The organism is Pseudenhygromyxa sp. WMMC2535, from assembly GCF_011083025.2.
Genome location: NZ_JABJWV010000001.1, coordinates 6,003,330 through 6,017,213 on the forward strand (window position 1 = coordinate 6,003,330; position 13,884 = coordinate 6,017,213).

15 protein-coding genes are annotated in these 13,884 nt (G+C 70.8%); 10 read left to right on the forward strand and 5 right to left on the reverse strand.

What is annotated here, in order from left to right; all coding sequences use genetic code 11:
* Positions 1–75 precede the first annotated feature (75 nt).
* Complete coding sequence (locus G6O69_RS23225; protein WP_172305701.1) at positions 76–804, reverse strand: response regulator transcription factor; 729 nt, start codon at positions 802–804, stop codon at positions 76–78.
* Positions 805–891: 87 nt separating this feature from the next.
* Between G6O69_RS23225 and G6O69_RS23230 the strand changes: the two genes are divergently transcribed.
* The 5 genes from G6O69_RS23230 (at position 892) to G6O69_RS23250 (ending at position 5,386) form a co-directional block, all read left to right on the forward strand.
* Positions 892–1,095: a zinc ribbon domain-containing protein gene (locus tag G6O69_RS23230; protein ID WP_172305702.1), complete on the forward strand. Its 204-nt coding sequence runs from the start codon at positions 892–894 to the stop codon at positions 1,093–1,095.
* A 266-nt stretch (positions 1,096–1,361) separates the two neighbouring features.
* The gene (locus tag G6O69_RS23235; RefSeq protein WP_172305703.1) at positions 1,362–3,413 is read left to right on the forward strand and encodes a zinc-ribbon domain-containing protein; all 2,052 of its coding nucleotides are present in this window, start codon (positions 1,362–1,364) and stop codon (positions 3,411–3,413) included.
* Between the two features lie 78 nt (positions 3,414–3,491).
* Positions 3,492–3,785, forward strand: coding sequence for a zf-TFIIB domain-containing protein (locus G6O69_RS23240; RefSeq protein ID WP_172305704.1), 294 nt, complete (start codon positions 3,492–3,494; stop codon positions 3,783–3,785).
* Between the two features lie 130 nt (positions 3,786–3,915).
* Entirely contained in the window at positions 3,916–4,524 is a 609-nt protein-coding gene (locus G6O69_RS23245; RefSeq protein WP_172305705.1) for an RNA polymerase sigma factor, read from the forward strand.
* Entirely contained in the window at positions 4,514–5,386 is an 873-nt protein-coding gene (locus tag G6O69_RS23250; protein ID WP_172305706.1) for a hypothetical protein, read from the forward strand. The genes G6O69_RS23245 and G6O69_RS23250 overlap by 11 nt, the downstream gene beginning before the upstream one ends.
* A gap of 30 nt (positions 5,387–5,416) precedes the next feature.
* On the opposite strand, the gene G6O69_RS23255 is transcribed toward G6O69_RS23250, so the two are convergent.
* Together G6O69_RS23255 and G6O69_RS23260 are read right to left on the reverse strand one after the other, a co-directional pair.
* A complete protein-coding gene (locus G6O69_RS23255) occupies positions 5,417–6,997 on the reverse strand; it encodes an oligopeptide:H+ symporter (RefSeq protein ID WP_172305707.1) in 1,581 nt (526 codons plus the stop codon).
* Positions 6,998–7,153: 156 nt separating this feature from the next.
* Positions 7,154–7,873, reverse strand: a complete 720-nt coding sequence (locus G6O69_RS23260; protein WP_172305708.1) for a GAF domain-containing protein — start codon at positions 7,871–7,873, stop codon at positions 7,154–7,156.
* 146 nt (positions 7,874–8,019) lie between these two features.
* On the opposite strand from G6O69_RS23260, the gene G6O69_RS23265 reads away from it, so the two are divergent.
* The 4 genes from G6O69_RS23265 (at position 8,020) to G6O69_RS23280 (ending at position 11,340) form a co-directional block, all read left to right on the forward strand.
* Complete coding sequence (locus G6O69_RS23265) at positions 8,020–8,544, forward strand: periplasmic heavy metal sensor (RefSeq protein ID WP_172305709.1); 525 nt, start codon at positions 8,020–8,022, stop codon at positions 8,542–8,544.
* A gap of 60 nt (positions 8,545–8,604) precedes the next feature.
* Entirely contained in the window at positions 8,605–9,279 is a 675-nt protein-coding gene (locus G6O69_RS23270) for a response regulator transcription factor (protein WP_172305710.1), read from the forward strand.
* A complete protein-coding gene (locus G6O69_RS23275) occupies positions 9,276–10,682 on the forward strand; it encodes an ATP-binding protein (protein WP_172305711.1) in 1,407 nt (468 codons plus the stop codon). The genes G6O69_RS23270 and G6O69_RS23275 overlap by 4 nt, the downstream gene beginning before the upstream one ends.
* Before the next feature lie 82 nt (positions 10,683–10,764).
* Complete coding sequence (locus tag G6O69_RS23280; RefSeq protein WP_172305712.1) at positions 10,765–11,340, forward strand: biopolymer transporter ExbD; 576 nt, start codon at positions 10,765–10,767, stop codon at positions 11,338–11,340.
* 81 nt (positions 11,341–11,421) lie between these two features.
* On the opposite strand, the gene G6O69_RS23285 is transcribed toward G6O69_RS23280, so the two are convergent.
* Together G6O69_RS23285 and G6O69_RS23290 are read right to left on the reverse strand one after the other, a co-directional pair.
* Positions 11,422–12,123 carry a hypothetical protein gene (locus G6O69_RS23285; protein ID WP_172305713.1) on the reverse strand — a complete coding sequence of 234 codons (702 nt, stop codon included), beginning with the start codon at positions 12,121–12,123 and terminating at the stop codon, positions 11,422–11,424.
* Entirely contained in the window at positions 12,120–12,734 is a 615-nt protein-coding gene (locus G6O69_RS23290; protein WP_176397039.1) for a hypothetical protein, read from the reverse strand. The genes G6O69_RS23285 and G6O69_RS23290 overlap by 4 nt, the downstream gene beginning before the upstream one ends.
* Positions 12,735–12,859: 125 nt before the next feature.
* Here G6O69_RS23290 and G6O69_RS23295 point away from each other — a divergent pair, with 125 nt between their 5' ends.
* Positions 12,860–13,861 (forward strand): serine/threonine-protein kinase, encoded by a 1,002-nt coding sequence (locus G6O69_RS23295; RefSeq protein WP_172305715.1) that lies wholly within the window; start codon positions 12,860–12,862, stop codon positions 13,859–13,861.
* Positions 13,862–13,884: the final 23 nt, after the last annotated feature.

The following is a 13,884-nucleotide window of genomic DNA, read 5'->3' on the forward strand; positions in this document are numbered from 1 at the left end:
TGGGTGCGGGTTTGGGGACCCGCAGCGGCCGGGTTGGGGGCCGCTGTGTCAAAGCATCGCTTTGGTGATGAGGTGCTAGCTCGGGGCCGAGAGCACGTAGCCGACGCCGCGCACCGTCTTGATCAGCGACTGGCCACAGCCAGTCTCGGCGGCGTCGAGGGCCTGACGGATCTTGCTGAGGTGGACGTCGATGGAGCGATCGACGGTCGGGTCGAAGTCCTGGGGCGGCTCGCCGCGCAGGGCTCGGACCTGGGCGTGGAGCTGCTTGCGGGCGAGCACGCGCTCGGTCTGCGAAGCCAGCAGCCACAGGAGATCGAACTGGTAGGCGGTCAGATCGCAGGGGCTCTCGGAGACCGTGGCGACCCGGCGGGTGCGATCGATCTTCAGGGGTCCGACCTCGATGGCCTCGCCGTCGATCCCCGCCGCGGCCGAGTGCCGCCGGAGCACCGCGCGGATGCGGGCGAGCAGCTCGCGCGGGGAGAAGGGCTTGGGCATGTAGTCGTCGGCCCCGACCTCGAGGCCGACGATGCGGTCGACCTCTTCACCGCGGGCGCTGAGGATGATCACCGGGATCTTGGAGCGCTGACGCAGGCGACGACACAGCTCGAGGCCGTCGAGGCCTGGGAGCATCAGGTCGAGGAGCACGAGGTCGTGCTCCCCCGCGCTCGCGCGCTCGAGCCCGGCTTCTCCCTCGGGGACAATCTCGACCTCGGCCTGGTGGGACTGGAGGTACTCGGCCGTGCGCCCGGCGAGCTTCTCGTCGTCTTCGATGAGCAGGATCCGCACCGCTGTGAATTCTGCCACAGGTCGCCACGTCGAGTCTCAGTAGGGCGTGAAGGCTCGGTAAAGCGGGCGCTTGACAGGGAACAGGGCCCGTCGTACGCCGGCGTCATGCCCTTCGTGTGTAGCCGCTGCCATACGCACTTCGAGGCCGAGGCCGACGCCGAGCACATGGCCTGCCCCAACTGCAAGGCCGAGGCGGGTCTCGAGCCCGTGAAGTCCGGCGCGCCGCCTGCGATGCGCTATTTCGGTGGGATCCTCGCCCTGCTCGGGGCTTTCGCCGTGCTCGGCTCGATCTACGCGCTGCTGGCCTGATCCTGGCCTGATCCTGGCCCGAGTCCGAGCTCCGAGGCTCGATCTGTGGGGGAAGCGCGCGAGCGCGCTCACGCCACTGCCCTCGTCTGCGCGACGGTGGGTCGCGCTTTCCACCGGGCCTCGCCGTCCCCGCGCTCTGGCCCAGAACGGCTGTGGAGCCGCGAAATTCCTGCTAAGGTGCGGCGGCGAATGCTCGGCCAAGCCGCCAAAGGGCCAGGATCCCACCGTGATACCAGGGCCCTGGAAACCGGGGAGAAAGGACGCTCGTGATCGTCCGCTGCGACAAATGCGGGACCGAGTTTCGCTTCGATGATCGGCAGCTCGGAGACGACGGCCTGTCGGTGCGCTGCTCCGTCTGCCGTCACGTGTTCACGGTCGAGCGTCCCGACGCCAACGCCAAGCCCTGGCACGTCCGGACGACCGACGGGATGAGCTTCGCGGCGCCGGACGTGGCGGCCTTGCGCGAGTGGATCGACGAGGGGCGCCTACACCCCGACGATCAGGTCTCGCGGACCGGCCGCAATTGGGTGCGGATCGGCGATATGCCCGAATTTGGGGCTGCCTTCGAGGTCTTTGGCGTCTCGCGGGTCGCCAAGACCGTCTCGCCAGTCGCCGCGAAGAAGGCGGCGCCCGCGGCCGCGGTCGAGGCGAAGCCGGTCGAGCCGGCGGCGGCTGCCGAGGTGAGCGCAGCTGCGGTGAGGCCGGCGGCGGCGCCAGCACAGAAGCCGCCCGTCCCCGCGGCGAAGCCCGCGGCGGCGCCCAAGCCGAAGCCGGCGGCGGCGCCCAAGCCGAAGCCGGCGGCGGCGAAGCCCGCGGCAGCGCCCAAGCCTGTTGTGGCGAAGACGGCGGCGGCGCCCAAGCCGAAACCTCCGGCGATGGACGCGGCCGTCGTCACGTCTGCGTCCGACGACGAGCTCGACCAAGCGCCACGGCGGGGGATCGGCCCCCGTCTGATCGTTGGTCTCTTGCTCTTCGCTGGCGTCGGCGTGGTCTTTGGCGTGCCGAGCATTCGCGCGCGCGTGCTCGGGAGCGACGAGGCCGCGCAGCCTCGAGCCGAGGCGCGCCCGGAGATCGCCGCGGCCGAGCAGGCCACCGCCAGCCTGGGCCTGGGTGGGCTCGCCAAGGCCGAGGCGGATCTCTTGCGCGCCCTCGATGACGGCGGCGCCGATTCGAATTCCGTCGCCGCCATGAAGGTAGCGATGGCAGATCTCCTGGTCAGCCGCTCGCTGGCCTATCAGATCGCCGCGGCCCTCGACCCCGCCCGGCGCGAGGACTATCGCCAGCGCGCCGCGGAGGATCAGGAGGACGGCGAGCGCTACGTCGACTCGCTCGAGGGGGCGCCGGATCTCGATCGTCTCGAAGAGGTCCGCGCGCTGGCTCGTCTGGCCGCGGGTCGAGCGGAGGCCGAGGTCTCGCCGCTGATCCCCGAGGGCGCCGAAGAGACCCAGCTGATCGTCCAGGCCTCGGTGCTGTGGCGCGACCTCGAGGCGCCGGTGCCCGAGGGTCTCGTCGCCGGGCTCTTGGGCCTGGGGGAGCGCAGCGGTCTGGGCGAGGGGGCGCTGGCGCTGGCGCTGGCCCGCGCTGGAGACGAGACCGAGGCGCGCAACGTCGCCGAGCGCATGCTGGTGACCGCGCCCGATCAGATCGTCGCGCTGGCCGTGCGCGCGGGCTTGGACGCGTCCGACTCCACCGGCGAAGACGAGACGGGCGAGTCGGGGGAGGCGGGCGAGACCGGGGACCCCGATGGGATGGGTGAGGTGGATGGGACGGAAGAGACCGGCGAGCCGGACCCAGCTCAGGCGCCGCCGCCTCCCGCGGGAGACGACGGCGGCCAGGGCCAAGCTGGCGGGGGCGGCTCGTCCCTCGATCGCCTGCTCGAGCGCGGCTGCAGCCAGGTCGCCTCTGGCAAGGCCAGCGAGGGCGTCAAGACCTTGCTGCGGGCCTTCGACATCAAGCCCAACGACATCGATGTGCTCGTCTGCCTAGCCCAGGGCTACGCCGCGCAGGGCAACAACGGCAGGGCGGCGCAATTTTACGATCGCGCCCTGAAGCAGTCCCCGGAGAATCGCTCGGCTCTCGCCGGCGCGGCCAAGACCGCGGCCAAGACTGGCGCGAGCGTGCGGGCCACGAGCCTCTACGAGCGGCTGTTGAAGGTCGACCCCAGCAACGCCGAGGCCAAGGCCTACCTGGCCAAGCACGAGGCTCCGCCGGAGCCCGAGACCCCGGCGGAGCCCGAGCCTGCGAAGGAGCAGGATCCGACGCCCGCCCCCGAGCCGGTGCCCTCGCCCACGCCGGCCGAAGCCGGCGCAGAGGGCTGAGCCGACGCGTCCGAGCCGACCAGATCCGTTTCGACCCGAGTTGATCGACCAACCCCTAGCCGAAGCGACGAACAAGTCATGAGTAGCGAGACCGAGGACGAGTACATCCTGCGCCAGGAGATGCAAAAGAAGCGCGAGGCCGTGCGCAAGCGCCAGGCCGAGCTCGCTGAAGAAGAGAAGGCGAAGCTCAAGGAGATCCACTGGATGCACTGTGCCAAGTGCGGCGCCGAGCTCCACGAGGTCGAATTCCGCGGCGTGAAGATCGACAAGTGCTTCTCTTGTGGCGGGGTCTACCTCGACGACGGCGAGCTCGAGCAGCTGGCCGGGCGCCCGGGGTGGTTCGACTCGATGGTGCACATCTTCCGCGGCTGAGCGCGGAGACAGCGGTCGCAGCGCCTCACTGAGCCTGCCGCGCTGCCGGTGCGAGGTGCACGAGGGCGTGCGCGATAAAAAATTGGCGCGCCCCGGTCACGGAATCGGGGCGCGTCCGTAGACTTGGGCCATGGCGCTCCTGTCCCCGCGAGATCCTCTCGCCCGGCTCGTCGCGCGCGCCGTGGACGGGGAGCGGGAGGCCTTCACGCGGCTCTACCGTGAGCTCCACCCGCTGATCGCCCGCTTCGTGGCCCGGCGGGTCGACTCGCGGGCGGACGCCGAGGAGCTCGTCGCCGAGGTCTTTCGGCGGATCGTCGAGCACCTCGGGCGCTTCGACGCGGGCAAGGGGAGCGTGCGCGTGTGGGCGCTGAGGATCGCTCGCAACGCGGTCATCGATCACTACCGCAGCCGCAGGCGGGCGCAGTTCCTGGATACGGTCGCCGACGGTCTGTGCGAGCGCAGCCCCGCGCTGGTGTCCGTCGAGGGCGAGCCGCTGGCCCAGCTGCTCGACGCCGAGGCGCTCGCGCAGGTGCGCGGTCTGGTCGCGCAGTGTCCCCTGGAGACCCGCAAGCTGCTGGCCCTGCGCTATGGCGATGGCCTGCGCCACCGCGAGATCGCCGAGCTCATGGGACTGAGCGAGGCGACGGTGCGCAAGCGGCTGTCGCGAGCGCTGCGCTCGCTCCGTACGCAGATGCAGGCCGAGGCGCACGACGAGCCGGAGGTGTCCCATGCCCACTGAGCACGAGCTGGAGGCGCAGCTGCGCGAAGCCCATACCTCGGGGGTGAAGCCCCCCGTGCGCAGCGAGGCGGGGGAGGCCGCGGCCCTCGCCAGCTGGGCCGCGCGCTACGCTGAGGGCGCGCCGCGAGAGCCCGCGCCGCGAGAGCCCGTGGGCGAGACGAGGCGATCACGCCCGCGCTTGCTGGCGATGATCGCCGCGCATCGCTTCGCCGCGGGCCTGGGCCTGCTGCTCTCGCTGGTCGCGGCCGCCTGTGTGCTCCCGACCTCCTACGAGATCCCCCTGGGCATCGCCGTGGAGATCGCGTTCGACTCGGACATGCCCGACGCGCCGGTCGACGAGATGGCCGAGCGCTTGCGCGTGGCCAGCTCGGCCAGCGAGGTCAGCGTGTTCATGCGCAGGATCGCCGATGAGGAGAGCGGGGGCGAGGCGCACGTCGAGGTCGGCGTGCGCCTCTGGGATCAGCAGCTCGGCGTGGACGAGGTCGAGGGGGTGCTGCGCGAGTCCTTCCCCGAGACCCTGGCGGGGGCCGAGATCGAGGTGATCCCCCTGGAGGGCGAGGTCTCGACGATCTGGGCCAGGCGCCTGGCCCACCGCGCCTTTCATGTGTCCTTGCGCGAGGCCGACCTCGAGCAGGCGCGGGCGCAGGTCCTCGCGGATCTCGAGCGTCAGGGCTTTGGCGCCGCGGAGGTCTCGGTCGAGGTCCTGGATCATCCGGACGGACGCCGCGAGGTCTCCGTCGAGATCGAGCGTCGCCTCGAGCTCGACTCGGCGTCTGGCTCGGCGCCGTCTGGGGTCGACGAAGGAGAAGACCTCGAGGGCCGCGACGCGGCTGCCCTCGAGGTCTCGGTGACGGCCGACTGAGTCGGCCGGGGGGCGAGCTGGCGCCCGGGCTTACTTGACCCCGTGCATCAGCTTGTTGAACGGCTTGTTGAGCACGAGCACCAAAATGCCGACCGCGGCGATGGCGTAGGCGAAGGAGGCGTAGGCGTCGACGTAGGTCTCCAGCACCTGTTGGGCGGCCGCTGCCGCCTCCTGGGCGGTCTGCGCCACACCCTGGGCGACCTCGCCCGCAGCCTCGCCGGCGGCTTCGGTCTCGGCCTCGGCCTCACCCTCGCCGCCGGTCAGCTTGGCGATCTGTCCGCCGACGAAGTTGGCCCCGGCGAAGCTCAGGAACCACGCGCCCATGACGCTGCCGGCCATCCCCTTGGGCGCCAGCTTGGTGGCCAAGGACAGGCCGATGGGTGACAAGAACAGCTCGCCGGTGGTGTGCAGCAGGTAGAGCAGGGCGAGAAAGGTCAGCGGGACCTTGAAGGTCTCGCCGACGAACTGCGAGCCGATCACCAGCATGTAGTAGCCCAGCGCGAGCTGGAGGAAGGCGAGGCCGAACTTGATCGGGATGTTGGGGTTCTTGTTGGCCTCGTCGAGCTTCACCCACATCGTCGAGAAGATGGAGCCGAACACCACGATGAAGAAGGGGTTGAAGAACTGGGTGTTCTCCGCGGGCATCTCCCAGCCGAAGACCATCCTGTCGACGGCGCGGTCGGCGAAGAGCGTGAGGCTGGTGCCGGCCTGCTCGAAGAGCGCCCACCACATCACGTTGAGGATCATGAAGATGAACAAGGCGATGGTTCGGTGAACCTGGACCTTGCCCTCCTTGGACGCGGCCAAGAGCAAGCTGACGGCGACGTAGATGGCCACCCCGAGCAGCAGGTAGCCGACGATCGAGTCGTTGGTCAGCAGGAAGTAGAGCGCGGGGCCGGCCGCGACGGAGGCCAAGACGGTGATGTGCCAGCGGCTCAGCGGGCCAAACACCGGCTTGTTGAGGCGCTCCTCGTCGGGGGGCAGGCCCTTCCCCTCGAGCTTGGCGCGGCCAAACACGAACTGGACCAGACCGAAGAGCATGCCGACGCCGGCCAGGCCAAAGCCCATCTCGCGGCCATAGGTGGCGCCGACCCAGGCGCAGACCGTGGTCGCGAGCAGCGCGCCGATGTTGATGCCGATGTAGAAGATCGTGAAGCCCGAGTCCTTGAGGTGGGGCTTGTCGTCGTAGAGCTTGCCGACGATCGACGAGATGTTGGCCTTGAAGTAGCCGTTGCCGATGATGATGATGCCCATGCCCAGATAGAGCAGGGTCGTGGCGAGCTCGGGGCCGCCGCCGACGAACCTGTGGCCGATCAGCGTGAACTCGCCGACCGCCATCAAGATCCCGCCGAGGATCACCGCGCGTTGGTAGCCGAGCAGCTTGTCGGCCAGCCTGCCGCCGAGGACCGGGGCCGCGTAGACCAGCGCCGTATACGCGCCATAGGTCGTGAACGCGTCCTCGTCGCCCATCAGCAGGCTCTCGGTCAGATAGAGGGTCAGCAGTGTCCGCATGCCGTAGTAGCAAAAGCGCTCCCACATCTCGGCGAGGAACAAGACCACCAGGCCTCGCGGATGGCGTGCTTGGGCTACTTCGGGGGAGGGTTCATTCATCTGGGGCTGTCTCCTGTAGGCCGCCCGCGGGGTTGGCCGCGGCGGCTGGGCAGCCCAGATTCGCACTGGAACACGCGCTCGCGCAATGCATTCGGGCCCGCCTCGCAACTCGCGCGATCACGGGGCCGAGGTGGGCCGGGCGCCTGGCCGGTCGGGTCAGCCGTTGGGGAGCTGGGAGAGCACGGCGTCGGCGACCTCGGGGAACTGCTCACGCACGCAGTCGGGGCAGATGCCGTGGGTGAAGCGGCTGCCGGTCTTCGTGCTCACGAAGCGCTCGAGGTGATCCCAGTAGTTGCGGTCGTCGCGGACCTTGCGGCAGTGCGAGCAGATCGGGATCAGCTCGCCCAGGGTGCGGATGTTGGCCAGGGCGTCGGCGAGGCCGGTGTTGAGCCGGCGCAGCTCCATCATCGACACGACCGCGCGGGCCAGGCGGCGCAGGGCGTCGAGCTGCTCGGCGTCGAGTTCGCGGGGCTGGGTGTCGATGGCGCACAGGGTGCCGAGTCGGAAGCCCTCGCGGACCTGCAAGGGGGCGCCGGCGTAGAAGCGGATCCCGGGGTTCTCGGTGACGAGTGGGTTGTCGAGGAAGCGCGGATCTTCGCAGGCGTCGGGGACGACGAAGACCTCTTCGCCGAGGATCGCGTGGGCGCAAAAAGCCTGCTCGCGCGGGGTCTCGCGGACCTCGAGGCCGATCGCTGCCTTGAACCACTGCCTGGCCTCGTCGACCAGGGAGATCGCGACGATCGGGACCTTGCAGAGGTGGGCGGCCAGCTGGGCGAGGTCGTCGAAGCGGCTGTCGAATTCGCTGTCGAGGATCTCGTACTCGCGGAGCACGGCCAGGCGCTGAGCCTCGTTGGCGGGCAAGGGCGCGGCAGGCATTGCTGAAGCCTAGTCCGAAAGTGGTTGGCGCGGGAGAGCGCGCAAAACACACCAGCGACGGCCTTCACGCTTCTTCATGAACACGAGGGTCGAAGGGAAACACTCGGGTCCCATGCTGAGGACCGAGACAAAGGAACTCACCCATCATGTTCGGATTTTTCAACGACGATTCATACGACTCTCCCTCTCGCCAGTGCCGCGGCCGCCACGGGCACCACCACGGCCGGCGGGGTTTTGGACCGGGCCGTGGCTGGCGCGGGGGCGGCCCCGGTTTTGGTCGCGGACCCTTTGGGTTTGGTCCCAGCGAGCCATGGCGCGGCCGAGGACCCGCCCGCTGGGCAGGCCACGTCGCCGAGCTCATCGGCGCTAGCCCGGAGCAAGAGGAGGCGATCGACGACGTCCTGCGCGTGTTGATCCGCGATCTTCGTCACCTCCGGGGCGAGGCCGCGGCGACCAAGCAGGGCTTGGGCGAGGCCTTCGTCGGCGAGCAGCTCGACGAGGGTCGACTCGCCGAGCTCTTCACCCGCCACGACGAGCTGCTCGCCGGGGCGCGCAAGAGCGTGGTCAGGGCGCTCTCCCGGCTGCACGAGCTCCTCGAGCCGGAGCAGCGCGAGCGCCTGGTCGGCTGGCTGGGCCGGCGCGGGCCGGGCTTTGGACCCTATCGCGGCTGAGACGCCGTGATGACGGGCTACGCCGCCGTGCCCTCGGCGAGCGAGTAAAATGGTAACGCCATGGCGATCCGTGCCTTGTTGATCGACGACGACCCGCGGCTCTTCGAGCTGCTCTCGGGCTATCTCGGGAAGAACGGCGTCGAGCTTCAGCACGCCCTCGATGGGGGGATCGGCCTGCGTACCCTCGCCGAGGGCGGCTTCGACGTCGTCCTCCTCGACGGGATGATGCCGGGCATGGACGGCCTCGAGGTCCTGCGCCGGATCCGTGAGCGCAGCGCGATCCCGGTGTTGATGCTGACCGCGCGCGGGGACGAGGCCGATCGCGTGGTCGGCCTCGAGCTCGGCGCCGACGACTACGTGGCCAAACCTTTTTCGTCGCGCGAGCTCCTCGCCCGCATGCGCGCCGTGCTGCGCCGCTTGCACCCGGAGATCGGGCGCGAGCGGCTCTCGGCCAACGGCGTGGAGGTCGATGTGGGTACGCGAGAGGTCCGCGTCGAGGGCGAGGCGATCACGCTGACCGGGCTCGAGTTCGATCTCCTCGTCGCGCTGATCCGCCGGGCAGGGCGCGTGGTCCCCCGCAGCGCGCTGCTCCACGAGGCGGGGCGCGACGACGTGGTGGTCGGCGAGCGGACCGTCGACGTGCACGTGTCGCGGCTGCGCAAGAAGCTCGGGGACGCGGACAAGATCAAGACCGTGCGCGGCGTCGGCTACGTGTTCGGACGAGGGGACGAATGAAGGAAGAGGGAAGGGGACAGGGGCGCGGGCCCGGACGCGGACGTGGACGCGGTGGCCCCTGGCAGCGCCGTCAGTGGCCGTCTGGGCGTGGTGGAGGGCCTTTCGGTCCGCCTCCTCCGGGGCACTTTGGTCCTGGGGGTCGACACGGCCTGGGCGGGCGCTCTGGTCGGCCCTTCGATCGCCATGACGAGGGAGATGACGACGAGCTGCGCGCGCGCGCGGTCGAGGGCGCTCACCGCCGCGGGCGTGGCCACGGCTGGCGGGGACACGCGCACGCCCACGCTGCTCACGTCGCCCACGCCCGCTGGCGTCAGGGCGCGGCGCTGCGCCGGCGCGGGCCGTTCTTCGCGTGGTTTCTGCACGCGAGCTTGAGGCGCAAGCTCTTCGTGTCTTTTGGCGTGGCCATCGTGCTCAGCGCGGGCCTGGGCTTCGCGCTCTGGTCCGTGCTCGCGCCAGGCACCGCGGCCACGCTGCTCGCCGCCGGGGTCGCGAGCGTCGCGCTGTGGGCCGCTGCTGGCGCGATCGCCTGGGGCTTCACGCGGCCGCTGGTCGAGCTGGTCTCCGTCGCGCAGGACCTGGGCGAGGGCAAGCTCGATCGTCGCATGCGCCTGCGCGGCTTTGGCCGCCCCGTGCACGACGCGGAGCCCGAAGACGGTCACGGTCATGGTCACGGTCACGGTCATGGGGAGCTGGCCGTCCTCGCCCACGCCGTGAACACCATGGCCGAGCGCATCGAGGCGCAGATCGCCGGGCAGCGCGAGCTCCTGGCCGGCGTCTCGCACGAGCTGCGCACGCCTCTGGGCCACCTGCGCGTGCTCATCGACACGGCGCGAGAGGGCGGCGCGCAGGCCCAGGGGGAGGCGCTGCTCTCGGAGCTCGAGCGCGAGGTCTTGGAGCTCGACAACCTCGTCGACGAGCTCCTGGTCCACTCGCGCCTGGAGTTCGAGCGGGTCGAGCTGCGCACCCTCGATCCCGTGGCCGTCGCGCTGCGGGCCCTCGAGCGCGCGGGGGTCGACGCGAGCCGCCTCGAGATCGACGAGGCCCTCGACGAGGGCGCGCGCGTCGAGGGCGACCCGACCTTGCTCGGCCGGGCCCTCGCCAACCTGCTCAACAACGCCCGGGAGCACGGCGGCGGGGTCGAGGTCCTGCGCGTGGGCCCCGGCGAGCTCGACGGCGCTCCGGCGCTGCGCTTCGCCGTCGAGGATCGCGGCCCGGGCTTCGCCCCCGAGGAGCGCGAGCGCGTGTTCGAGACCTTCTTTCAGGGCGAGGATCGCCGCGGCGGCTCCCTGGGTCTGGGCTTGGCGCTGGTCTGGCGGATCGCCCTCGCCCACGGGGGGCGGGCCGCGGCGCACGAGCGCGAGGGCGGCGGAGCCTGCGTGGACATCTGCCTGCCCCTGGCCTGAGCACAGCGCGAACGCCCGGGCCCGCGCGTGGATCCATGGCGAGGCGGCGGGAACTTCTGCGCCGGCGCCGTGACTGTCCGCCATGCGAAGTCGCAAGCCCGAGAAGCTCGATGTCCCCGAGGCCAACGTCCTGCCGGTCATGAACATCATGTTCCTGCTGATCCCCGCGCTGCTCCTGGCCATGGAGGTCGCGAGCATGGCCTCGATCAGCATCTCGCCGCCGAAATTGTGCGGCGCAGTCTGCTCGAAGAGCGAGCCCACGCAACCCCAGGTGGAGCCCCTGAACCTGAAGGTCTTCATCCGCGCCGACGGCTTCTCGGTTGCGAGCGCCGAGCAGCAGGTCGGGGCCGATGCCGGCCGCGCGCGTGACAGCAGCGCGCCGACCTTGCCCCTGGCCCGGCCCAGCGCGGCCGCCGACGACTACGAGCGCTACGACTACGCGGGCCTCGAGGCCATGGCCGCCGAGCTCATCGAGCGCTACCCCCACGAGATCCGGGTGAGCATCGGCGCCGAGAACGACGTCCCGGCGCAGGTGCTGATCAACACCATGGACGCGCTGCGCGGGGGCGAGTGCAAGCTCGCCGAGTTCGCGGCGGGCGACGATCGCCCGCAGGGTTGCTACTTCTACGAGGCGATCGTCGAGGCCGGCGCAGGCTGAGAGTCCGTGAATCTTTCCCGCACCTGACGACGTGCGGGAAAAAATCACAGACTCTGAGCCGAGCCCGACGCTGCCTCCGCCCTACTCTTCGGTGTAGGGCGTGTAGCGCAGCTCGAAGGTCCGGCGCCCGGCGGTGTTGCGCGCGTCGAGCTTGTCGGGGTCGAGCTTGGCGGCCGCGAGCGAGTCCTTGGCGCAGTCGACCACGGCCTGGGGGGCCGTGGTCGCGTCGGCGACGACGGCGAACTCGCGCAGCGCCCCGGTCTCGGGGTCGAAGGCGTAGTCGATCACGAGGTCGCCGCTGGCCTCGCGGTCGACCTGGGCGAGGTGCTCGCCGTAGCAGGCGAGCAGGGCGTCCTGGGCCCCGGCGAAGGGATCCGCCGGCGGCTTCTTGGCCGAGCCCAGGGCGAACACCCAGGTGAAGCGGGCGTCGGCCGTGTTGACGTCCGGGGGCGAGAGGGTGAGCGAGGCGAGCTCCTCGGTCACGCAGGCGGCGAGGGCCTCGGGGACCTCGGTGGCGCCGGCGTCCACGGTGATCCCGGTCAGCGCGCCGGTGTTGCGCTCGACCTCGAAGCTGACCGTCAGCGCGCCCTGGGCGGCTGGATCCACGGCCTCGAGGTAGCCGTCGTAGCAGGCCGCGACGGCGTCGCTGCGACTCTCGAGCAGATCCGTGAGGGTGTCGGCGTAGAAGTCGGGCTCGCGCTGCCACTTGACGCAGGCGCCGAGCAGCAGGGGAGCGAGGGCGGCGAAGGTCGCCAGGGCGGGGCCGAGTCGCAGCGTCTTCACTTGGACTGTCCTCCTGCTTCGGCGCTCGTGCTGGCGTTGGGCGCGGGGGCCGGGTTGGTCACGCGCAGGAGCACGTGGCGCTGCTCGTCTTCGGACTTGCCGACGCCCTTGGCGACGAGGCGCTCGCTGGCCACGCCCTTGGCGACCAGCGCGTCGACAACCTGCTTGGCGAGGGCGTCGCCGCGCTTTTGCTGGGCCCGGCGCGAGCCCTTGCCCACGCTCCAGGCCTCGACGCGCAGCTCGAGGACCTCGCCGTGCTCGCCGAGCCAGGCCGCGACCTCGGCGAGGATGTCGTCGTGCTCGGAGGAGAGCGTCCCGGCTTCGTCGAAGCTCAGGGCCTCGTCGAGGGTCAGCACGTCGCCCGCGAGGACCACCCGGGGGGGCGGAGGCGGCGGCTGGGGCAGGGGAGGCAGGTTGGGCAGCGGCGGCGCCGGCGGCTTGGCCTGGACCTCGATGGGCATGTCGGGGTGGACCGTGGTGACCGCTTTGCAGGCCATGGCCTGCGAAAGTCCGGCGGCCACGGCCACGCTGGCGAGGGTGGAGGCGAGGCGCGTCATGGCGTCGGGCCGCGGGATAACCGGCGGCTGACGCCTGCGCAAGGCGTCGGGCATGCCCCGCCACCAAGCTGTAACGCAGCGCCCGTGAGCTTTGCGGCTCGCCCACCCCGCGATCCCACAAGCCCGCACTTTTCGCCAATTTTTCGCCCGGATCGATCGCGCTGCTTAGGGTGGGTGCCATGGAACCGGTGATCCCCGAGTCGCTGCTTCGCCCCCCGGCCCGCCCCGCGCGCGTGCAGTCGGCTCACGCCTCGCGCCTGGTCACCCCCTCGTTCTTGGTCGACCCCGAAGACGATCGCCTCGTCGCCGGGACCATGCTCGCGCACACCAAGCAGTACCGCGTCGAGGGCTGCATCGGTGAGGGCGGCATGGGCTGGGTCTACAAGGCCTGGGATCCCGTGCTCGAGCGGGCCGTGGCCGTGAAGGTCATGAAGCCCGAGGTCCCCGAGTCCGAGCGCGACCGCTTCCGCCGCGAGGCCGTGTGGGGCGCCCGCTTTTGCCACCCGGCCATCGCCCGCGTCTTCGACCTGGTCGGCGTGCCCGGCCAGGGCATCTCGTGGTTCGTGATGGAGTACCTGCCGGGTCGGGACCTGGGCACGCTGATCACCCGGGCCAAGGCCCGCGGCGCGACCATCCCCTTGCGCCTGGTCATCGACGTGTTCCGCCAGATCCTCTCGGCCTTGCAGTACAGCCACGAGTGCAAGGTCGTGCACCGCGACGTCAAGCCCGAGAACATGTTCGTGACCCGCGATCCCAACACCCGCTTCGTGACCAGCAAGCTGCTGGACTTCGGCGTGGCCCTGGATCGCTCGCAGCCCCCGACGACGCCGGAGCGCCACCTCGTCGGGGATCCGCGCTACATCGCCCCCGAGCAGAGCGAGCGCGGCCGCCGGGTCGACGCCCGCGCCGACGTCTACGCCGCGGGCATGAGCCTCTACGAGGCGCTGAGCAACCGCCACCCCTTCGCGGATCTCGTCGGTGGCCCCTTCGAGGCCCTGCTCGCCGCCCAGCGCACGCGCAAGCCGATGCCCGTGAGCACCTACTTGTCCGACGACCTGCCGCCGACGGTGGTCTGTGGTCTCGACGTGGTCATCGCCAAGGCGACGGCCAAGGACCCCGACGATCGCTTCGAGAGCGCCCGCGCGATGCTCGAGGCGATGCTCGAGGCCGTGCGCAGCTGAGACCTGCGCCAAGTCGCGAGAGA

Coding starts and splice junctions, on each gene's coding strand:
- G6O69_RS23295 (WP_172305715.1), top strand. CDS start 12,860: ATGGAACCGGTGATCCCCGAGTCGCTGCTTCGCCCCCCGGCCCGCCCC.
- G6O69_RS23275 (WP_172305711.1), top strand. CDS start 9,276: ATGAAGGAAGAGGGAAGGGGACAGGGGCGCGGGCCCGGACGCGGACGT.
- G6O69_RS23280 (WP_172305712.1), top strand. CDS start 10,765: ATGCGAAGTCGCAAGCCCGAGAAGCTCGATGTCCCCGAGGCCAACGTC.
- G6O69_RS23240 (WP_172305704.1), top strand. CDS start 3,492: ATGAGTAGCGAGACCGAGGACGAGTACATCCTGCGCCAGGAGATGCAA.
- G6O69_RS23270 (WP_172305710.1), top strand. CDS start 8,605: ATGGCGATCCGTGCCTTGTTGATCGACGACGACCCGCGGCTCTTCGAG.
- G6O69_RS23290 (WP_176397039.1), bottom strand. CDS start 12,734: ATGCCCGACGCCTTGCGCAGGCGTCAGCCGCCGGTTATCCCGCGGCCC.
- G6O69_RS23245 (WP_172305705.1), top strand. CDS start 3,916: ATGGCGCTCCTGTCCCCGCGAGATCCTCTCGCCCGGCTCGTCGCGCGC.
- G6O69_RS23265 (WP_172305709.1), top strand. CDS start 8,020: ATGTTCGGATTTTTCAACGACGATTCATACGACTCTCCCTCTCGCCAG.
- G6O69_RS23230 (WP_172305702.1), top strand. CDS start 892: ATGCCCTTCGTGTGTAGCCGCTGCCATACGCACTTCGAGGCCGAGGCC.
- G6O69_RS23260 (WP_172305708.1), bottom strand. CDS start 7,873: ATGCCTGCCGCGCCCTTGCCCGCCAACGAGGCTCAGCGCCTGGCCGTG.
- G6O69_RS23250 (WP_172305706.1), top strand. CDS start 4,514: ATGCCCACTGAGCACGAGCTGGAGGCGCAGCTGCGCGAAGCCCATACC.
- G6O69_RS23255 (WP_172305707.1), bottom strand. CDS start 6,997: ATGAATGAACCCTCCCCCGAAGTAGCCCAAGCACGCCATCCGCGAGGC.